The organism is Pseudomonas sp. MPC6, from assembly GCF_006094435.1.
In the GTDB taxonomy this organism is placed as follows: Bacteria; Pseudomonadota; Gammaproteobacteria; order Pseudomonadales; family Pseudomonadaceae; genus Aquipseudomonas.
The window spans coordinates 5,393,637-5,413,286 of the sequence record NZ_CP034783.1 but is presented as its reverse complement, the minus strand read 5'-3'; the positions used below and the strand labels follow the sequence as shown (position 1 = coordinate 5,413,286).

Annotated in this window: 16 protein-coding genes and 1 pseudogene; 7 read left to right on the top strand and 10 right to left on the bottom strand. The window is 50.7% G+C overall.

Annotated features, from left to right (window positions below):
* Nucleotides 1-50: 50 nt before the first annotated feature.
* The 3 genes from ELQ88_RS27075 to ELQ88_RS27065 form a co-directional block, all read right to left on the bottom strand.
* A complete protein-coding gene (locus tag ELQ88_RS27075; protein WP_138968844.1) occupies nt 51-1,466 on the bottom strand; it encodes a UvrD-helicase domain-containing protein in 1,416 nt (471 codons plus the stop codon).
* Entirely contained in the window at nt 1,456-3,186 is a 1,731-nt protein-coding gene (locus ELQ88_RS27070) for an ATP-binding protein (RefSeq protein WP_122671727.1), read from the bottom strand. The genes ELQ88_RS27075 and ELQ88_RS27070 overlap by 11 nt, the downstream gene beginning before the upstream one ends.
* Before the next feature lie 169 nt (nt 3,187-3,355).
* On the bottom strand, nt 3,356-3,547 hold the full coding sequence (locus tag ELQ88_RS27065; protein WP_161599986.1) for a transposase: 192 nt from the start codon (nt 3,545-3,547) through the stop codon (nt 3,356-3,358).
* A 301-nt stretch (nt 3,548-3,848) separates the two neighbouring features.
* Here ELQ88_RS27065 and ELQ88_RS27060 point away from each other — a divergent pair, with 301 nt between their 5' ends.
* Complete coding sequence (locus tag ELQ88_RS27060; RefSeq protein WP_138968841.1) at nt 3,849-4,898, top strand: hypothetical protein; 1,050 nt, start codon at nt 3,849-3,851, stop codon at nt 4,896-4,898.
* A 105-nt stretch (nt 4,899-5,003) separates the two neighbouring features.
* Here the strand turns inward: ELQ88_RS27060 and ELQ88_RS27055 are convergent, their stop codons facing one another.
* The 5 genes from ELQ88_RS27055 to ELQ88_RS27035 form a co-directional block, all read right to left on the bottom strand.
* Nucleotides 5,004-7,337 (bottom strand): AAA family ATPase, encoded by a 2,334-nt coding sequence (locus ELQ88_RS27055; protein WP_138968839.1) that lies wholly within the window; start codon nt 7,335-7,337, stop codon nt 5,004-5,006.
* Nucleotides 7,312-7,977 (bottom strand): ABC-three component system middle component 1, encoded by a 666-nt coding sequence (locus ELQ88_RS27050; protein ID WP_138968837.1) that lies wholly within the window; start codon nt 7,975-7,977, stop codon nt 7,312-7,314. The genes ELQ88_RS27055 and ELQ88_RS27050 overlap by 26 nt, the downstream gene beginning before the upstream one ends.
* The gene (locus tag ELQ88_RS27045; RefSeq protein WP_138968835.1) at nt 7,958-9,190 is read right to left on the bottom strand and encodes an ABC-three component system protein; all 1,233 of its coding nucleotides are present in this window, start codon (nt 9,188-9,190) and stop codon (nt 7,958-7,960) included. The genes ELQ88_RS27050 and ELQ88_RS27045 overlap by 20 nt, the downstream gene beginning before the upstream one ends.
* 413 nt (nt 9,191-9,603) lie before the next feature.
* Nucleotides 9,604-11,124, bottom strand: a complete 1,521-nt coding sequence (locus tag ELQ88_RS27040) for a hypothetical protein (protein WP_138968833.1) — start codon at nt 11,122-11,124, stop codon at nt 9,604-9,606.
* A gap of 138 nt (nt 11,125-11,262) precedes the next feature.
* The gene (locus ELQ88_RS27035; protein WP_138968831.1) at nt 11,263-11,712 is read right to left on the bottom strand and encodes a hypothetical protein; all 450 of its coding nucleotides are present in this window, start codon (nt 11,710-11,712) and stop codon (nt 11,263-11,265) included.
* Nucleotides 11,713-12,704: 992 nt separating this feature from the next.
* On the opposite strand from ELQ88_RS27035, the gene ELQ88_RS27030 reads away from it, so the two are divergent.
* The gene (locus ELQ88_RS27030; RefSeq protein ID WP_138968829.1) at nt 12,705-12,953 is read left to right on the top strand and encodes a hypothetical protein; all 249 of its coding nucleotides are present in this window, start codon (nt 12,705-12,707) and stop codon (nt 12,951-12,953) included.
* A gap of 67 nt (nt 12,954-13,020) precedes the next feature.
* Here the strand turns inward: ELQ88_RS27030 and ELQ88_RS27025 are convergent, their stop codons facing one another.
* Together ELQ88_RS27025 and ELQ88_RS34835 are read right to left on the bottom strand one after the other, a co-directional pair.
* The gene (locus tag ELQ88_RS27025) at nt 13,021-14,232 is read right to left on the bottom strand and encodes a restriction endonuclease (protein ID WP_138968828.1); all 1,212 of its coding nucleotides are present in this window, start codon (nt 14,230-14,232) and stop codon (nt 13,021-13,023) included.
* A gap of 813 nt (nt 14,233-15,045) precedes the next feature.
* A pseudogene (locus tag ELQ88_RS34835) lies at nt 15,046-15,241 on the bottom strand (phosphoglycerate mutase family protein); the annotation flags it as partial.
* Between the two features lie 157 nt (nt 15,242-15,398).
* On the opposite strand from ELQ88_RS34835, the gene ELQ88_RS27015 reads away from it, so the two are divergent.
* The 5 genes from ELQ88_RS27015 to ELQ88_RS26995 all read left to right on the top strand — a co-directional run bounded on the left by ELQ88_RS27015 (nt 15,399) and on the right by ELQ88_RS26995 (nt 19,528).
* Nucleotides 15,399-17,657 carry a hypothetical protein gene (locus ELQ88_RS27015; RefSeq protein WP_138968826.1) on the top strand — a complete coding sequence of 753 codons (2,259 nt, stop codon included), beginning with the start codon at nt 15,399-15,401 and terminating at the stop codon, nt 17,655-17,657.
* 36 nt (nt 17,658-17,693) lie between these two features.
* Nucleotides 17,694-18,197 (top strand): 3'-5' exoribonuclease, encoded by a 504-nt coding sequence (locus ELQ88_RS27010; RefSeq protein ID WP_138968824.1) that lies wholly within the window; start codon nt 17,694-17,696, stop codon nt 18,195-18,197.
* A complete protein-coding gene (locus ELQ88_RS27005; protein ID WP_138968822.1) occupies nt 18,190-18,591 on the top strand; it encodes a hypothetical protein in 402 nt (133 codons plus the stop codon). The genes ELQ88_RS27010 and ELQ88_RS27005 overlap by 8 nt, the downstream gene beginning before the upstream one ends.
* Nucleotides 18,592-18,668: 77 nt before the next feature.
* Nucleotides 18,669-19,037, top strand: a complete 369-nt coding sequence (locus ELQ88_RS27000) for a histone-like nucleoid-structuring protein, MvaT/MvaU family (RefSeq protein ID WP_138968820.1) — start codon at nt 18,669-18,671, stop codon at nt 19,035-19,037.
* A 56-nt stretch (nt 19,038-19,093) separates the two neighbouring features.
* Nucleotides 19,094-19,528, top strand: a complete 435-nt coding sequence (locus ELQ88_RS26995; RefSeq protein WP_138968819.1) for a hypothetical protein — start codon at nt 19,094-19,096, stop codon at nt 19,526-19,528.
* The last annotated feature ends 122 nt before the right edge of the window (nt 19,529-19,650 follow it).

Here is a 19,650-nt window from a genome sequence, read left to right as displayed (position 1 = left end):
AGCGTAAGCTCATCAATTCGGAACGGGTACCGCTGCGTTGTCTTTGCAGTTCAAGCCGGCTGCAGAATAGGTGTTCCCGAGCAAATCAGAATTTTTTTGGCTCCTCGGGTCAACGCGACGTAGAGGTGGTGAGCATCCATCCCTTGAGGTTCAAGGATCACCGCTACGTCCGCCTCAAGACCTTTGAGTAGCAGTGTGCTGCCTACTGCTCGGCGGCTTAACGGCCTGCCTGAGAATCGTGCTTTGTCACGAATCTGGACGACAGCCTGATGGAGAGTGTGTGTTCCTGTCATAGCCATTCTCATAGCCGTCACGCAACACCTCAGCATTTCTGGACGATATAAATGGGTCTCTCGCAGTCGCGAATAGTGCTCAAGCAACTCAGCGGCACTCGCTAAGCTGGGTGCATCACTATAGGTGACAGTAATGTGTTCAATCGGAGAAGGGATAGTTCGATTCCGACCGTTTCGAATGCTTTGAACTCTGGGTAACAAAGCAGCAGGGCCTATACCTGTCATCAGGCATGCTGCGAAGCGAACCACAAGCTCCACCCCATTCGCCGCTCTAGGGTCAAAGTTTCTTGAGAAGCTGACAAGGTCGGTGAGCTCTACGTTCTCTACGACCGTCGCACCAGGTATCTGGCTCGTCAACCGTTGGCGACTGTTTACGTTAATGGAGTCTCCAATGATCAGGACGTTTTCGCCATCCTGCACTCGCACCATGGCAGCATTCCGGCGTTGCTGATCTGCATTGGCAGGCGTCGTTTGAATCCATTGGATGCCGGCAGGAGCGCCCCGTAAATCGACTGACTGACCGGCCTCTAAAAGCCTTCGAGCCTGTAGTAACCAAGTGCCGATATCTTCCCTGCCAACCCGGCGCCATCGCCATGGAGTGTTCAGCATCCCTATGGCAGGGAAGTGAGGCAGGACATCATCATTCCAATCGACCAGTCGATTACCGCCGAAGCCGAAAATCGCCTGCATAGGATCGCCGAGAACGTAGGTAGGTAGCGCTTGGCCAAGCCAGGCGACTATCACGTGCTGAGCTTGGTTGCAGTCTTGGTACTCATCCACAATCACGCGAGAGTATGTGGCTTTCAACACTCCGCTGATGTGACCGGCACTCAGCAACTGCCCTGCAGCTGCTCGAATTGCGGGATAATCATTGCGACGATCCAAAAGCAAAAGAATCGCTGGATTATGCCCGCTTCGCATCGGGAACTTGCTGATGACACGAATGCTGAATCCGTCCAGAGTGCCGATGTCATAGGACGCGCCGGGTATTCCTGCCCGTTTCAAACGGTTCCGCAAAGCGGCGACACCGGCGTTGGTGTGGGTGAGCACGAGTACCGGCTTGGCTTCTCGGTGCTCGGCTAGGTTATCGGCAATGAGCTGGGTCTTTCCGCAGCCAGCTGGGGCAGTAACTGAGCCACGAGGGAAGTCGAATAGGCGGATCTCAGGCGGCATGAATCCAATCCTTTATCCCATTGATGATTTGCTGGAAGCCGACATTTGAGTTGGCCAAGTGGGGCCCTATGATGTCTTTCGCTACGTATTGATAGGACGTCACCGACTTGAACCATCCATTCCTCCTGATCCGCGAGGCGATTCCCAAAAACCTGCGCTGCTCAGGTTGATAAGGGTTGAGCTGTTGGCGGCTATCAAGCACTTCGTTCAGGGACAGCCGGCCTTCTGATTTCGACCGGATATGTTCAGCTACCAGCTCTTGCCCTGGGTCTTCGAGCGCCTTGGTAATCAGGGCATCCAAAGCCGCGTCGGGCAGGCTGGCAAAAAGCTCGTCCTCCAATGCACGGCCAACTCCCCAGGTTATCGACCGTCCTCCGGCAGCGAGAAAACTTTGTAGAACCCCAGGGGTGGGTGGTTTGTCAGCGTCAACGATGGCGAGGACGCGATAGCCCAGTCCGAGTAAAGCGAGACCCCGGTTGTAGCAGTTGTCGGTAGAGCCGCCGTTAACGTCGACATAGGCTCCTCCCAGCGCCATGAAGGAGGGTAGTCCCTGTGTTCCCCAGTAAAGATCCAGGCCACGGACGAGACCAACCTCGCTAGCGCCTTCGCAGACAATCACATGCTTTGCCAAGAAAGCCTCAGGATCAGCCCTCAGCGTGCTCTGGACGTCGTTTGACGTTCCTGCCAGGCGTACTTCGTGCTGATCACCTCGCTTACGCACGATATGAAGTTGATTGCCCGATAGCTCTCGTAGAGCCACCGGGGAGTGAGTTGTCACGAACACCTGGAGGGGCGGTACACTTTCCTTCGCCCCCATTGAGTCTAGAAAACGTATCAATCGATGTGGTTCGAGGCCGAACTCCACTTCGTCTACCAGTGCAATGGAGGCCGCTTGAGCTGCTCGCCGTTGAAGACCTGCAACCAGAAGTCGGGACGAGCCGGTACCAAGCGATCTAAGGGGGATACCGTCCGCATCGTGTAAGGCTATGGCGCCATCTCCAATTGATACAGAGTGCGCATCAAGCAGTGCCTGAGCACCACCACCGATAGGTACTCCAAGACTGTTGGCGGTTTCGGTGACGATTTGCAACGGTTGTTGAAGCTCTACTCCTGCCTGGTTCCCAAAGCTTGCTCGAGCTTCTCTGGCCGCTGCGGCTAGCGCCCCACCGAGCGCAGCGCGCTCCTCCGTCAGCTTGTTCAATATTGAATTACGACTCCAGGACAAATTCATACTGGCAAAGCTACCGATGCGAGCAGGCGCGAGACGGGCCCGATCCTTCCACGCGAGACCACGCTCCAGTCCTTGCTCGGCGGCTCGCTCTGAATGGAGAGTCCAAACGGGCTCCAAGTCACTGTCGACTTTCAGTCGGAGTGTAAGAACGGTTTCTAGACCCATCCTAGGTTCGTCCTCGATATTGCCTGTGGCGGGATCGAATCCGCGCAGGAAATCTCCATACGTGTCCAGATTGATCAGATCATCTGGGAGGGCGCCAATGGTCGTATTGATTACAATTGGCGTGGTGACATTTAAACCATAAAAGTCTGTGTCCCCGATGGGCACGCTTCGGCGTGCTCCCAAGCACATATCAATGGCATCTAGAATGCTGGATTTTCCGCTATCACCTGGGCCTATGAGGCAGTTAATGCCTGGAGAAGGTGTCCACGTGAGAAGTCTGATAGATCGAAAATTTTGGATCTCAAGCTTGCGAATCCTTGCCATTGTTTTGCGCCTCTCTTCCCAGCATTCGTTCTAATGCCTCCCTGAGCATAGTCTTGTGCCTGCATGTCACCACCCGGTGGAGATATGAATTTTTCAGGATGTTGCGCAGATAAGTTGCAAGTGCCCCGAGGCTGCAAAGACCGCGTGTGGAACGGTGGGTCGCGGTTGTTTACGCATACGAATCATGTCCATTCATGCGCGCCGTCTGAATCAAACTCATGACCGCCGCCGCCCGTTTGCGAATCACGTTGGCATTGATGCCGTGGCTCATGGCGACGCTGGAAAGCGTTGCTCCCGGTTGCAGGCATTCTTGAACAACCTTGGATCTGAACGATTTTGGGTAAGAGTTTCTTGGGCGCATGGAAATCCTGGTAGTAAGGGCTGTCGCGTGCGCTTGAAAATACGCGGACACCATCGCCCCTAGGATTTGGATCTCCTCTGGCTGAAGCCATCCTGCCTAAATTATTCGCTTTATCGCCACCGAACCGGCTCAATTGATTTGTGGGCCATAGCTAGGGAATGATTCGATCATGCCTGTGCTACGGCCTGAGAATTTCCCATTCGGAACTCTCCTGGGTTCCTCGCCTTGCACGCGTTGCTACGGCGTCAGTAAGATCCCGGCCAAACCTACAGTAACGATTGCGTTTGCAATGGAAGCGTTCATGAACAGCAAAAACCGTGGCGGAGCCTATATTCGAGCAGCATATGCTTTCACATCTCTCCTTGCAGATCTCCTAAGACGTTTGGGTGAACATAACGTCCTAGAGGAACCAGAAGACGTACTGGGCCTAGAGCCTGACATTGTCTTTGGTCGGCAAGATGCGTTGACAATGGTTGAAACCAAATTCTATCGACGTTCCTCTCCACCTCCGTCTTCTACCTTTAAACGCGCCCTCGAACACACCGCTGATAGAGGCATTAGGATGGGGGCATCCACTATCGTGCTGGCAATATCGTGCCCGATGGGGTCACGTTTTATGAGCGTCGCAGAAGCGTTTCCTACAGTTAAGGTTTGGGATGAAACGAAGCTGTTTGAGATGGCGGCTCCGTTCCCTGACATTCTGGCCCAATTAGAGGAGCTTCTCGAAGCTGATACACCGAAGAGCGCTGAAACCCTGAGCCTAGGCTTGCCGACGTTTATGAGACGCAGTGCCGCTGATGTAACTGCGGAGCCGAAGCGAGGAAAGGTGCTGGCCGATGCTTTAGCTGCAATCGACCGTGGCCGGGAAATGGCAACTGATTTCGAAAACGCGTGCATCAATGCGCTTAAGTATCTCTTTGAACATGACCTCCATGGATGGCATGAGCAGTCCCGTACCGTAGACACCTTGCATCGTAGAGATCTGGTGTGCCGAATCTTGGCAAAAGCAGCCGAGGTGTGGCGTCTGATGCTGGAGGACTTAGGAAGCAGGTACGTGGTCTTCGAGTTCAAAAATTACAGCAAATCGATTACACAGAACGAGATCGTCACCACAGAGCGTTACTTGTACCCATCGGCCCTCAGGAAGGTTGCGATTGTGATTTCGCACGAGGACTGCGCTGACTCTGCTAGGGCCGTGATCGCAGGGGCGATGCGAGAGCATGGGAAGCTGATCATCCCCCTGTCGGTGCCGGAGATAATCGATTTGCTGAACAGCAAGGATGAAGGCTCAGATCCGAACACCTACCTGTTCGAACGAGTTGATCAGTTTCTTTTGGGGCTTGGAAGGTAGCACTGCGGATCTCCCCCTGAGGCTGCTCGAGCCCGGGCCTCAGGGAAGACCACGATGCTAGCCACCTGTGGCCACCTAGCTCTACCAGGTGGCCACAGGTGGCTCTTACGAGGCCTCTTTCGCCAGGAGCTGCATGTTAAGCGAGCTCGTGGTCATACCCGCCCTGTCGAAGCGGTAGCGCATGTAGGCGGAGATGTCGTCTTCGTGAGAGGACACGATTAGCTGGCAATGCTTGAGTTCGCAACGGAGTAGGTCGGTCAGTGAGGCGACGTTCACTTCATCAAGGGATTGTGAAGGGTCATCAATGAGGATGAGCGGTACCCGAGCATAGACCTTGTTGAGGGAGAGGAAGAAGGCAAGGCTGAGGGCGGACACCTGTCCAGAGCTCATGGACATAACTGCATCGTGTTCAGACTTCTCGGCAGTCAGGAACCTTAACTGCGTACCTTCGCGGCTTTCGATAAACAGGCCCAGGCCACGCTGATAGTTTTGGATCAGTCGGCCACTATAAATGTGGAATATGAGCTCAATAGCCGAAATTGTCTGGTCGGTATAATTCTGCTCTGTCTTCTTCAGTGTGCTACGGAGCTTTTCGATTTTACTTTGTGCTTTTTGGGCTGCCAGGGTTTCTTTTTCGATAAGCTTAAGATCGGTAATACAGGTTTGGAGCCTTGAGTTTTGAGCCTCGTTGGCCTTAATCGATATGTACTGCTCTTTGTTCCTCAGGTCTTCAGCCGTGATTATGTAGAAGTCCTGCAAGTCTTTGAAGGTGCTGTTTGTGGTTTCTCGCCAGTCCTCCGGTAGCGCTAAGGCATCAGTTTCAACCTGTTTTTTATTTCTTAGAACTTCCTTGAGCTTCTCAAATCGCTCATTTACTACGTCATCAAATTCCGTAAATGAGTCAGTGAGTTGTATGTTTTCGCCTTGCAGCTTCTCCAGCAGCTGGGTTATTGCCGGTAGCCGAAGCTTAATGATGGTCAATGCTGCATAAAGCTTTGGTTCAAATGTAGGCGTGAGAAGCTTTAGGTTGTCTTGTATATGGGTATCGATGAGCTTTAGCACAGCGTCCATAGCAGCGATAAGGTTAACTAAGTCCTTACCGTCCTGGCCTAGCGTATCAGAAATCTGCTTAGTTCTTGCTTCAATGGCATCCACCATTGATTTGTGATCTTCCCAATCAGCGCCACAGAGAGGGCACAACTGATCGTCGGGATAAGATTTTTTATGTTCCTCAATCAGCTGCCTTTTTAGGCGTTCCAATTCGGCTACTACGTTCGCGTTGGCGCTGCTTTTTTCGCGTAAGCTGTTTCGGGATTCAATTTGTAACTCAAACCACTCCAAGCGCTCATCCGTCCAGTTTGGTAGTGATCTGGCCTCTTCGAGCTTGATTGCCGTGGCACCGCGTTTGATGATGCCTGCTGAACGCTCTAATTCATCAATCTCCTTCTTGATAGCTTCAAGCCCATCAAGCTTGCCAAGGTCTTTACCAAACTGAGCCAGACTTTTCAGAGACTCTTCGTTGCGATCAATGTCGGCATCGATGGTCTCGTTGTGAACTCTGGTTCTTATCGTGGCTTTGAGTGGCAGAAGGGCGATAATCTTGCTAACGGATTCCTGGTAGGCAGCATGGTCTACCGCTGAGTACATTGAGAACAGGATCTGATTGTCCCACCCTGGTTGGACATCGGTCGTTGAGAGCTTTTTGTACTCAACGATCCCAGCCTCTGGGTGTAATGTATCTCTTAGGGTGGCTATTTCTTCCGTGAGTGATTCAACTTTAGCCTTACGCTCAGGGTCGTTGATGTGCTTTGTGAGCTTGTTGTATATGGTGTTGCAGCTCTCGATCTCGGCTTCGATATCGCTGATGTTAAAGAGGTTTCCTAGTTTATCCTTGCGTTCGTCTACTCGAGTGTGTAGTAGTCGGTTTTGTCCTTGCTCCAGATAGTTCAAGAAGGAAAAGTTCTCCCTGAAGTTTTTACCGAAAACTTCGTCAAGGAAGTTGTTGTCACGCTGATTGATTTTCGTGAAGTCAGATGATTCGAATTCCGGAAGTTCGTAAAGCTTAAAGTTTTCGTACTTGTCTGCGCGATTGTTTGCTGGTTTTTTGAATATTGCAGTTGGGCAATGTCTTGCTAAAACAAGTTTGCGATCATCATTAATGAATTCAATTTTAATGCAGAGGTCGTTCTCGCCGGAGCGGTTGTTCCAGAAGAGATTGTCGGCGTAATCTCTTTTGTTCTTGGTTAATAATGTAGAGAATAGGTTTTGTATTCGATTTATCTGGCCGGTTAGTAGCAGTTCGATGGCGTCGAATATGCTTGTTTTGCCATAACCGTTAGGGCCGTCCAGAGTTAGCAGGGACGACTCGCCGAGATCCAAGTAAATATGCTTGAATGCTTTGAAGCTAGAGACTTCAATCTTGGATATTTGCCAGTTCATTGCGAATCATTTCCTTGATAAATGCGTCGGCGTTTTTGTCTGTGACTTGCTGGATGGTCGAATACGTATCGTTCAGGCCGGCTTCTGCAACGGCCTCAGCTGCTTGCAACCTCAAGGACACAAGGTTTCCTTGATGGCTAGGTAGCTCTAAGAAGGGAAGCTTGATAAAGGTCTTCGCTGCGAAGCTGTACTGTGTTGCGGTAAGAGGGTTTTCTTTATAGCCAAGAAATTCTTTTTTGTCAGCGATCACAGTCACCAGTTTGTTGTAGGTGAAATTAGTGAGAGCGCTTTCTTCCGCAATGCTGTAGTAGAGGACATACTTTTTATAAAAATGCGGGTCTTCCTCGATTGCGAAGATTTCTTCTTCGTGATCCTTGAACTCGGCCAGAACGTCAAGGCGATGAATGCAAATCAAGTCGCAATTCTTCTTGAAGCTCGGGTTTCTGAGAAATTCCTCAGGAGCAAGGTGATTGATTCGGTTATTCAGCTCGGCTGGGTCAGGAAGGTCGTCTAAAGTATGTACCACAGCGAATCTGATGGCAGATCCAGACTCGCGAACATAAAAGCTTGTGGTGTCCAGTTCACGCTTACTCACAAAGCCATGTGCAACAAGTGCTTCATCAATGAGTTGCTTTATCATTTAGTCGGCCCTCCGCGTCGTCTTTTGTTATTACGCTAATGCATAGCGACTTGGTGATGTTGCTTTCAAGTTTTTCAGTGGCCTGTTTATTGTTGAAGTCATCTGAGTTTGTGAATTTTGTATTAAAGGTGAATGAGGCTTTTGCTTTGCTGGCGATTAGATGGTTGTACTCAAAAAGTAATCTCAGCAGATCTCCGTTGTTTTTCATTTCACGAATCATGTCAGACTCACACTCTTCGCTTTCATCTACGTCAAGAGCGGTAGGTACGTAGAAACGATTTTCTCCGTCGAGGTAGTGTGGGAGATGGTTGAATACGGGCTCCGCCGAAATAGCCTGGATGAGCTTGGTGTATCGCCTAATATCGTTCGTCTGAACGTCTTGAAACCGCTCTGAAGGTTTCATCATCTGGCATAAGATTTTCAATTCGTTAATTTGTGTATCGCGAATGTGCTCGCACAGATGCCTAGCTCTTTCATAGGTGGCGTCACTCATTGTTGGTAACGCCTGATCCAGTCGTTCTTCTAGATGGGTTTGGAGTCTGGCCTTCAACTCAACCGCATAGTAGTCCCGATTCTGATAGGGGTTTTCGGCCAGCAGGTCATCTAAAATGTTTCTGGCCTTGATACGGCCCTCGTATGCGGCTCTGTCTTCTGAGATTCCGTCGACTTGATTTAATTTGTGATTATGTATTGCCTTGGTGCTGATTTTTTCTGACAGTAAGCAGTAGTTGAAATTTATAAGGTTGTCACTGACAATAATAGACTGCTTCTCACATAGCTTTCTAATTAGTTTTTTAGTCAGCTCTTCAATTTCACCCAGGCCGCAATGATAGTTGTCTCCGTAGCGATAGAATTTTACTGTTTCTCCGCTAGCGCCTTTGTGATCGTCTGTATTGTTTAGCTGGACGGATACGTGGAAGTAACGGGTCGTTCCTTTGATTTTGTCGTATTCTATTAAAGTGGACTGTTCCAGTGCCGTGGTGTAACCACTACGATATTTGCTTATCTTCGCTTTGACTTGATGGGCGGTGTGCAGTTTCCCATCTTTATAAATAGCGAAGTCATCGCTACTATCTAGTTGAAGCTCGAATTCTAAATCGCCATCGTGAATAAGCTTGAGGGAGTGATAAAGTGCGATCTTTCCTTGATACACGAAGCCGCTCCAGGACGACACCGCGCTGGCGGGGTACTTCTCATCATCTTCTTGACTCACATGAACTCCTTTCGCGGTTAGCGATCTGTCAGTGTGGCCGAATGATATCACTTCGTTTCGTTTCGTTGCTTTTGCGTATCTGATTTGGGTTTTTTCTTTTTACTTTTCTGGCATTTATTTGTCGCCAAATAATTGGTAAAAAAAACGATTCAGTGATCCGAAATTTTGTCTGTGGACAGTCGACCACCATACTGCCTATGGCCGCTATACGAACACCCAGTTGGTCTGCGAGCAATATGAGCCGGCCTAAGTGCAAGGCAGGCGGCATTTGAAGGTTATGTGGATTTCGATGCCAAGTGGCTCGTCGATAGAGCCATCGGCAGAAAAACACAGAAACTAGGGCTTGGAATCCTAAGCATAGAAAGGTAAGCCACCACCGGCTGGTTCTGGGTGGCCTACCTTGCGGTGAGGGGTTACGCCTTTAGGAGCGTGATCAGATCTTCTTTGAGCTTGAAGCATTCGCTGTTCTGCAGCGCGAAGTGCAGGAGATCAGTCTTGTCCGTGATGGACGAAAGCGCGACTGTTTCGAGGTCGGTGACCTCCTCAATGATGGCAACATGGTTCTTGCCATCAGCCTTCAAGGCTTCTTCGATCATGTCGCCTTCGAATTCAGCGACGAAAGTGAGGGGGAAAGGTAGCCCCGTGGGCAGTCCACGCTCCCTGAAAAAGCACTGCAGGTCGAGTCTTTTCGGGGAGGTCTCGGAGTGTTTCGCCTCAAGAATGCCGATGAACTCGGCGCCATGCTTGAGCCCTTTCAGGACTACGTAGTCGCAAGTCCTGGGCCTGGGATGGGTCACCTTGGTGGTTTCTTCCATTGCGAACTCACTGAGCTCTTTTGCCAGCATGTCGTAGGCCTTAGTGACCTTATCGTTGTAGGGGCCCACCTCGTTGAAGAAGCTATTGATTGCGCTCAGGTTCGATTCACCTTGGCCAGACTCGGCTAGAAGGTTGGCCAAGGCCCCCTCAGACCCGATGCAGAACGCATAGACGTACTTCTGCGCCTCTTCAAATGACATGTCATGAAACTCTACAAGGACGTTGGCATATACGTGCATAAGCGACCCCATCCTGTAAGGTGGCAGGGGCGGCAAGATTTGCTCCTGATTAGTTGGACTCCAGTAATCGGGGCTTAGCATCCTCAGAGAGAGGTAGCTCGCCATGAAGCAAAACCCGACCGTTTTAAGCTCTGTGGCATAAAACTCGCGCCACGAAATGCTCAGTGGGTCAAAACCCTCGACTGGGAGCTTTGAGCGCGAGTTGCTGACGAGTTCGGTATACATCAACGTCCACTGGGTTGCGCCGATATCCGCATCCAGTTCGATAGCTTGGTTTTCGAGAGGTGACAGCGCGGGGCGCCGTTTCTCCTGATCTGGATGCCTCGTCTGATTGATCACGCCAAGGTGGCCATTCGTGATGTGAGTGATCTCATGACCGAAGATGAAGTCCAGTCCAGTCAGTGTGAGATGCTTAGAAAAAGCGCTTCTTACCCGGCATGCTGGCCTGCACGGCGAGAAGAGTGCCAGGTCTTCCTTGGCTGGGATGAAGTGTGTGTAGCCAGCATTGGCTTCCAAACTGGTGTCGCCTACGCCAGGTAGGATATTCGGGTTGCTAAGCATCCGGGTGAAGATTGCGGATACCAGTGAGATGGTTCCGAAATGGATACCGATGAAATCGATATCCTCCTCACTCACGCAAGCGAAGCCGCCAATTGCTGCGGTATTTACGATCCCGAATTTCAACGTTCTGCCCGTTTCGTAGTAGTAACGCTCCATTGCCAGCCTCGTGAGGTGTGCAAAGTGGGCAACAGCGTTTTGGAACAGATGTTTGTAGAACTCGTCGGTGATGACGGCTTCGTCGTATAAGCCACCCCTAGCCTGGATCGTGGCGGCAATATCGCTGGAAACCTCGTCCAGAGTTTTGATTCGTTCAGTCATTTTGTGTCGCTTCCTTCAGCTCGTGCCTTTTTCGATTTCGCGGGGCACGAATATCCGAGCCAGCTGGATGCCGGCCATAGAAATAGTAGGTAGGTTGACCCTACCTGGTCACTGGTGCGTTATTTCTAAGAGGAAGGATTAGCGGAAGCGGTGGCGGTAGCCTGAAAGCTCTGGCCCATATTCGAACAGAGGAGCTCGGATGCAAGCCTGGTGAGAGAAACACAAACGGATGCGGGCTACTAGGGCATGTACGTCAATGCCGGCTAGCTTGGAAAGAAGAAATTGAGCACGGCGGACTAGCTTGAAATGCTCTCTGTAGGCTTCAAAGTTATCCTTGAAGCGTCGTGCGTATTCTTGAGCCTTGGCTAGTGACGCGCGGACATGGTCTAAGAAGCCAGAAAATCCTGTACCCCCCTCACCAAAAAAATCGGGGGTCTGATCATCTACTGGCCCACAGTTTTCCAACAGACGATCAGCGATCTCCTGGAGTTCTGCTATGGCTTGTTCAGTAGATGCGTCCACATTCACACCTGGCGTGTTGGGATCTAAGTCCACATCATAACAACTCATTTTTTTAGGTAAGGTCAAGTGTGGTCTTGCTAAGGGTGACACTTGTCGGTCAAGGTGACTGAGGAGTCATAGGCGGAATACCATCATTTTCATTGCCGTTTTGAAGATGATGAAGGGAAATTTAGGCTTCCTTTTTTCTTTCGGATGCGACGTTCTCATGCTCTCCGTCACACCCGCTATCAACGTTGGTCTGTAGATCCGTTTCTGAAAGCGCACTGAGGCGATGCTGGCCTATCGTTACGGAACGACAGCCTTCAAGCAAGAATGTGGCTCGCTTCAATAGCGATCACCTGCGTAAAGCTGCCTCAGAATAGTCGTCGAGAGTGATCTAGGCGTGGCGATATAGGGCTTACAATCAGAGGGCACCGCAAGGTCAGCACTCGGCATGTGCGGGGTGGGGGAGTGAACGGATCAGATTAGGAGAGTAGCTGACACTCAAAGCTTCTTGTTCAGTCAATGAAATAGTGCCTCGCTCCTTGTATGCAATCTTTAATCGATTTCAATGCAGGCTTTTCATAGGTCGACGACACTATGGATGCTTGTCGACACAATTTTTACAGTTTTCCCGGGCGAGCACACGACCGCTGCCTAAGGGGGGGGACGGGTAGGTGATCCCGTTCTAGTTAACATCAGGTTACGGCAGTACCAGCTGAACGAGCGCGCTCATTCAGACTCTTGCCTTGAGTTATTGCATTTCGCGCACGCTTCGGTAGCTTGCCTACCTTTCATGCTTCCCTTGCCGCAAAAGCAGTTGTATTTGCCATCATCAGTGGCAGGCGCCCCGCTTTTAGCATAGGCAAGGGAGTAGTCATGAGAGGAAGGTTCTGATTGTTACTGTTCCGCCGTCCGTTCCACATGAATGTAATCTCAGTTCACCTATCGAGTTAATCTCTGGGGGGTGGAGCGCATGGGTTACGAACGAAGTCGCAGATATCGAAATGAGCTCCTATGATGTGCTTCGAAGAATACTCCCTAAACATCCATCTCACGACACGCCAGGCCCTCGAAGCATGAAAGATCAATTTCCTACTTTTGGCTTAGTGCCAGACTCGGAGATTGAGGAGGATATAGACTATGTTTTCATTCTTGATGATGTCGTAACATCGGGCTCGCACATACATGCGGTTGCTTCTATTTTGTGCTCTACAGAGGTCATTTCCGGAAACCCGACTTACTTAGGCTTTGCGTTGGTCAAGACAGTGCATCCGGAAAATAATATTATTAATGCGGGTAGGCTGAATTTTGACAACTTGCGCTAGAAGCTTGGCTTTAACTGGGGCGTGGTTAGGGGCATGAGTAGTTCATGAACCCTGTGATGCTGGGTGATTAATAGAGCCGGAATTTCCATTGCCAAGGGTCAAGATATCCACATCTTACAAGATCGTCAAATTGGAGGTTCTCTTCGTTAATGGTGCGCCAGGCTCTGCGAATAATTTGAGGGATAGCGTTCTTGTCTCTAATGATGCTTGGTAGTTCGGAGACTAGGTTCGGCATTTCGTTTTTGTAGCGCTTTAGGAACTCGCGTTCAGTCTTGTGTAGTTCTGAAACATGCTCGGAGGTAACGTGGATCTTAAAGCTTTCAAAAACTGAACTGTCTGGGCGAAAAATATTTCCGGGTTGAAATTTTTCCGGAGGAGTAAGTCTGACCTTGGCACAATAAAGTTCCCCGTTCGGTGGTTCTAGGGAAACTTCAATCAAAGATCTAAGGATGTCTGCTGTTTCGACTCCTGAATCACTTATGTCGCGTAAGTATTCAGCGAAGGTCTTGTTTAGATATAAGGCTCTAATGCAGTTCTGAAGATCGTTTTCTCTATTTCGGGCGTATCGGAGACCTCTTCTAAGACTCAGGATTTTTCGTCGACCTTGTAAGTCGGTAGAGTTTCTATTGTAAGCCTGGAGGTCAGAGATCATCTTTTCTGTTTCTTGTTGTCTAATGATGATGTGGCCATTTGGGTGGTCGTAAAAGTTCTCACCCAGCTCGGATGTTTCTATCACCCACTCTTTGTGGTCGATATCAATCTTTCCGGACTTTGGGTGCCAGCTTGCAAGCAATGGAGAGAAAGTTCCCTCACTTCCTGCAATAGGGAAGTGTTTCTTCGCCACTGAGGAGTGAGATGCAATTTTACGGACTATCTCAGGCCAGAAAATTATTTCTACAGTAAATTTTTTATCCTTGGTGCGAGCGGTGTTAAATTTTCTAACTTGCGCTAATAGCTTTGCGTCGTTTGTCGCTGTGGTTAACACGTAAAATTCTTTTAGTGAGGGCGAGAATTTATCTGCCTCATTGACTTCTTTTTCTATGTCGTGAAATTTTATCTCTTTCAATGGCCATGTGGATTTCTTCTTGCACTGGATGCCGACGGGGTAAATTGCCCCCCGTGAGGCGATAATGTCAACGCCATGTTGGCGTTGTCCGGATCGACCATTTCGTACTAAAGTAGGATCGCTCCACGCTGCCTCAAAAAGATCTGCGCAAAGCTCTTCGAATTGCTCCCACGAACGGGGCGGTGCATACTCAAAGTGAATCAGTTCACTCATGTATTGGGCCTCTTGTGTTTAACCGGCAATTAATTGAGAAGGTGGCATACATGCTAACCTCTTCGAAATGAATACTTCGGCTAGCTTAGTCGCTGAAGCACAGTTCAGTCTGCAGCGTTGCTACAACAGGGATCGCGGCATCTTTGCACCTGAAGTCTTTTGCTGGCCAAGCGTCTTGTGCCGGGCGGCAAACCAGATCCTAACATCCATAAGGCTAAGGTTGGTCTGATGTCTCAAGGACGAAAAAAGGCCTATTCAATGACACCGTCTGAGGCAACCCAAGGTAGCAGATGAGATCAAGCAACTCATTGCTCTTATGGATTTGTGTCCCCCGCCATCTTTGGATCGACCGCAAGAGGAGCAGATGTGGACGGCAGTGATCTCGATATCCTCGCCACAATCCCTGCCGGCATGTGAGATAAAATCACCCTGTTCGAGCCTCCAAGATCTAGAGGCTGCAATGGAATGCCTGACGGGGATGGTTGTAGATTTCAACGTCGAGAATGCCATGCCGAATGGAGCGCAGCGATGGTGAGGCTTCAGTCATCAGCATCGCTGAACGGCAAATGCTGTGGCAGCTTTTATGCCCTCAATGCTAGTCGGTGTGGTTGGTTTACGGATCGAAGGCTTGGTTCTCGATAGTGGCCCCGCAAGTGTGCGCGTAAAATTACCTCACCTCGAATACCCAAGCCAAGCGGTAGTCACGATTTCAGCCAATATCGCCGCACTGTCGTCGCCGGCATCTCAAGCTTGTGGGCCGTCTCACTCATCGTCATTCCCTGATTTTTGCACAACAGCACCGCTGCCAATGACTGCGATGAACTTCGCTACTGTAGCCATAGCTGTTGACGCAGCTCGAGAGAAGGGAGACGCAACGATCAGGTCGGGAGCACTGCGAAAGGAGCAGGCCACCAAGTACGCTTGCGCAACCCCCTTTCGGCGTAAGAGGAATTGTCGCGTGATCCAGGCTGGCTTCGCCGGTGTTGGTAGCGCTTTCTCCATGGCGAATCAGCCTGACCTGTCTCTCCTAAACCAAATATCCTCCAATTCAATCTCGCCCGTAGGTGAGTAAGTGCGGCTTCTGCTACCACAGCCCGGCATTATTGCAGTTCCGCTATGATGGCTTCTGTCCTACCTCTAGATTTTGCTGCAAGGATCGAATGCCCATGACGCCCCCAAAATACGACCTTCATCTCTTAGGTTGGCATAGTTTTCAGCAACTGTGCATGGCGGTAGCCTCAACAGCTTTGGGCCAAACAGTCGAGACGTTCCTTGAAGGAAATGACGGAGGCCGTGATGGTGGGTTCAAGGGAACGTGGTCTCCTCAGCCAAACGAAGTGTATGCAGGCGAATTTGTCATCCAGTGCAAGTTCACATCGCGCCGTGATCACAATTTCACTCTATCTGATGTGACTGGTGAGCTTGAAAAGGTGCGCAGACTCGTCGCCAAAGGAAAGTGTGATGTCTATGTCCTGATGACAAACGCAAGCTGGACAGGGGATAGCAATCTCAAAATACGGTTGGCGTTTGAGGATGCTGGGGCCAAGCACGTGCTTTTGCTGGGTTCTACCTGGATCTGCGAGAGGATCCAGCTGAATAGTGATCTGCGCATGAACGTGCCCCGACTCTATGGTCTTGGCGACCTTAGCCAGATCTTGGATGAAAGACGGTACAAGCAGACGAAGGCGTTGCTGACGGAGCTTCCCGACCTTTCAAAGCTCGTGGTGACGGGCACCTATCGCAAAGCGCTTCAAGCCCTTCAGCAGCATGGCTTTGTTCTTTTGGTTGGAGAGCCCGCAGCAGGTAAGACAACGATTGCCTCACTCATGGCCATGTGTGCGATGGATAAATGGGGGAGCCTAGTATTGAAGCTGGAGAGGCCTGAGCAGATAAGAGATCACTGGAATACTGAAGAAGCATCGCAGTTCGTATGGGTTGATGACGCCTTCGGGGCCATGCAGTACGAAGCAGACTTGGTGATGGAGTGGAATCGGATTCTTCCCGCTCTCACGACCATGATCCGAGGTGGGCATCGGATAGTTCTGACCAGCCGTGACTACATTTACAACAGCGCACGACGTGATCTCAAGAAAACAGCATTTCCTCTAATGGAAGAGAGCCAGGTTGTCATCGACGTGAAAGAGCTGACCTCCCAGGAAAGGTCAGAAATCCTCTACAACCATGTGAAGCTTGGAAACCAACCACAGCGGGTTCGGACGGTCTTGAAGGAGTTTCTTCCTGCAGTGGCAGCTCACAGTCGGTTCGCTCCCGAGACTGCTCGGCGCTTGGGGAGCGTTGAATTCACCAAAGCGCTAAAGATTGACCAGAAAAATATTGACGAATTTGTTGCGAAGCAGGAGCGATGGCTCGTCGAGACGATGCAGGGAATGGATGACGAGAGCCAGGCCGCACTTGCTCTTCTCTACATGAAGCATGGAGCAATCGAAAGCCCGGTGAGTCTGTCTAGTGGCGAGATGCAGACAATTGAGAGGCTGGGCGGTAGCCAGGCCGGGTGTATCCGAGCCCTTGAGAGCCTCCGGGGTAGTTTTCTTCAGATGGCAGATACGGCTGATGGACGTTTCTGGCGATATAAGCACCCTACGATTGGGGATGCGTTTGCGTTGATACTCGCCCAGAGTCCTGAACATCTGCAGATCTTTGTGGATGGAACACCGATTGAGCGGTTGATGGAACTGGTGACATGCGGCAACGCAGGGGTTCAAAACGCTACGATTTTGCCTTCAAGCATGTTCGCAGAAATCGCGAACCGGTGCTGTGAATACGTTGCATGCGAGGGCGACATGGAGCGCACGAGGCGGGGAAGGCTGTATTCTTTTCTGCAGCGCAGGACAAATGACGTGTTCTTGGACATCTACTCGAAAACTGATGGAAAGCTGCACTCCAGCTTGGTTCGTGACTTCGCGATAAACCTGTTCACGAGGTCGTCTGATCTAGCTCTCCGTCTGCTACGGCAAGGGCTTTTACCTGAGTCAGCGAGAGAAGCGATTTCCACCAAGATTCGGGACTTTGTCTTTGATCATGATGAGCTCGGGCACATCTACGATAACGAGATGCATGAGTTCTTCACTAGCCACGAGCGTGAAGACTTCTACAGCGATGTACAGAAACATGTGCTGCCTGACCTGGACAGAATTCGCAAGTCCCTGCAGGAATCGTATTGCTACGAAAACGATCCTGATAACCACTTTTCTGATTTTATTTATGAGCTAGAGGGTATTTACGCGGCCTTTCCGGAATGGCCTGGTATCGAGGATGTGGTTGATACCCAGCGGCTTAGAGTTGACGATTGGGTGAGTGAGGTGTCGCAGGAGCGGGGCGAAGAACCTGCAGTCGGACGCAGCGATTTCATTCGCCCCTCTGTAACAGGTGGAGAGCGAAATATCTTTGACGATGTCGATCTCTAAACTAAGTGAATAAGGGTAAAGGCAACGGAGGAGAGAATGAAGCTATTTCTGGACTGTGAGTTCACCCAGCTCAACCGAGATACGAAGCTGATCTCGCTGGCGCTGGTGTCCGAAGCCGGCCACGAATACTACGTTGAACTCACAGACACCTACCTAGTGGCAGACTGCAGCGATTTCGTGATCCAGAACGTGCTGCCTCAGCTCGACATGCCTGCATGTGGGCAGCCCTTGACCGAGGCTCAAGTATCCCTGCTCGCTTTCCTAAGCAACCTTGAAGGCCCGCTCGAGATTTGCTCGGACGCTCCGGATTGGGACTGGGATCTCTTCTGCCAATTGGTCTACGTAAATCATCGTTGGCCAGCTAACGTTGCCAATCGTCCAACCAACCTGATCCTGCTATTCAGACATCTCGAAGCGGATGATATGGGCAACGTGACGCTCCAGGAACTTCCACATCACGCGCTGCTGGATGCTCGCCTCTTAGCCGACCTTTATCGTCGACTGACTGCCGGTTCCAATCGAGGCACTGAACATGGCTGATGATCTTCGTACGCGTGAGTCTGTTAGGCGCAAAGCCCTCTGGACACTTTCGCAACTGGTGCCGGGCGATCCACAAGCTGTCGCTATTTTGAATGTGCTTGACGACATTGAAGACCAAGAGCGCGTCGACTTAAACCAGAGTCATCCACACCTCGATATTGATGCTGTCCGCAAAGCAGTCCTGATTGAGCGCCACAGTTCCGGTATCAACATCGTTGACGAGGCCAGTATTCCACAGCCGTGGCGTGAGCGTTTTCTACAAGCGAGCATCGGCTCGACGCGCTTGGTCGATGGCCCGTACGCCCATGACTGGGACAAATTTCTGACTCAATGGCAGGCTGAAATGAAGCACTTGGATGCTCACATGTCTGCAAGGCGTGAGCGTCAGCGTTAGGCGTCGGAGGGCACCTTCGATTGTCTACTTTGGATAGTGCTGACTATACTGGCAACACTAAATATCTGAGGTGTTACATGTCCCGTCTCGCTGAATTCCGCGCGCTTGAACAACAGCTTGCTGCCCAATTGGCAGAGCTTGAAACACTGAAAAACGATGATGGTCTGAAGCGTGAGATTGAATTCGAAACGAAACTTCGTGACCTGCTAGGTGAGTATGGTTACAGCTTGCGCAACATTGTCGCGATTCTCGATCCGCATTCTTCAAACCGCCGTGGCGCAGCATCTGTTGAAACCAAGGGCTCCCGTAAGGCTCGGGCGGTAAAGGTTTACAAGAATCCTCACTCGGGCGAAGTCGTCGAGACTAAGGGCGGCAACCACAAGGTGTTGAAAGAATGGAAGGCTCAGTACGGCTCTGACAAGGTCGAGAGCTGGCTGGCTCAGTAAATCGTTTGAGTACAAATTGAGGGCCCTGCGGGGCCCTTCTTTATGGAGGATAGGAAATGCTTCGTTCAGCAGTGCTTGAGCTGGCAACGAGCTTCAGGTTGGCAGTCGAGATAGTCGTAGAGACCGGCAATGTTCCCATGCACATCCAAGGTTTTCCACGCGGATGCTGCGGAATCATTTCTGAGCTCATGGGCGATTATTTTAATACCCTGGGTATCGGCGAGTTCTTCTACGTATGTGGAATGAAGGAGGGCGCTTCACATGCCTGGCTTGAAGTCGACGGCCTGATCGTCGACATCACCGGTGACCAATTCTCCGACCGACCTGGTACCTATGTCGACAAACCAGACGCTTGGTTTGGCGAGTGGGAGGAGGACACCAAGCACTTGGCGGTTCATGAACCCTCTGCATTCTTCTATGGTGAAGAGCGCCGATTCCTGATGCGGGTGCTGGAGCAGCTTAATAAACTTGAATCATCATTCCCTCTCTGAACCCGCCTTAGTGCTCCTGACACGCACGAAGGATCAGGCAAATCAAAGGCGCAGATTCAATGGGGAGGGCTCTAAGACGGGCATTACGGCCAGCGTCATGTGGTGCGTGGAACCTGCAGACC

Excerpts from the sequence above, each read along its gene's own strand:
- ELQ88_RS27075 (WP_138968844.1), bottom strand. The coding sequence starts at position 1,466 with ATGCCGCCTGAGATCCGCCTATTCGACTTCCCTCGTGGCTCAGTTACT.
- ELQ88_RS27070 (WP_122671727.1), bottom strand. The coding sequence starts at position 3,186 with ATGGCAAGGATTCGCAAGCTTGAGATCCAAAATTTTCGATCTATCAGA.
- ELQ88_RS27065 (WP_161599986.1), bottom strand. The coding sequence starts at position 3,547 with ATGCGCCCAAGAAACTCTTACCCAAAATCGTTCAGATCCAAGGTTGTT.
- ELQ88_RS27060 (WP_138968841.1), top strand. The coding sequence starts at position 3,849 with ATGAACAGCAAAAACCGTGGCGGAGCCTATATTCGAGCAGCATATGCT.
- ELQ88_RS27055 (WP_138968839.1), bottom strand. The coding sequence starts at position 7,337 with ATGAACTGGCAAATATCCAAGATTGAAGTCTCTAGCTTCAAAGCATTC.
- ELQ88_RS27050 (WP_138968837.1), bottom strand. The coding sequence starts at position 7,977 with ATGATAAAGCAACTCATTGATGAAGCACTTGTTGCACATGGCTTTGTG.
- ELQ88_RS27040 (WP_138968833.1), bottom strand. The coding sequence starts at position 11,124 with ATGACTGAACGAATCAAAACTCTGGACGAGGTTTCCAGCGATATTGCC.
- ELQ88_RS27030 (WP_138968829.1), top strand. The coding sequence starts at position 12,705 with ATGAAAGATCAATTTCCTACTTTTGGCTTAGTGCCAGACTCGGAGATT.
- ELQ88_RS27025 (WP_138968828.1), bottom strand. The coding sequence starts at position 14,232 with ATGAGTGAACTGATTCACTTTGAGTATGCACCGCCCCGTTCGTGGGAG.
- ELQ88_RS27015 (WP_138968826.1), top strand. The coding sequence starts at position 15,399 with ATGACGCCCCCAAAATACGACCTTCATCTCTTAGGTTGGCATAGTTTT.
- ELQ88_RS27010 (WP_138968824.1), top strand. The coding sequence starts at position 17,694 with ATGAAGCTATTTCTGGACTGTGAGTTCACCCAGCTCAACCGAGATACG.
- ELQ88_RS27005 (WP_138968822.1), top strand. The coding sequence starts at position 18,190 with ATGGCTGATGATCTTCGTACGCGTGAGTCTGTTAGGCGCAAAGCCCTC.
- ELQ88_RS27000 (WP_138968820.1), top strand. The coding sequence starts at position 18,669 with ATGTCCCGTCTCGCTGAATTCCGCGCGCTTGAACAACAGCTTGCTGCC.
- ELQ88_RS26995 (WP_138968819.1), top strand. The coding sequence starts at position 19,094 with ATGCTTCGTTCAGCAGTGCTTGAGCTGGCAACGAGCTTCAGGTTGGCA.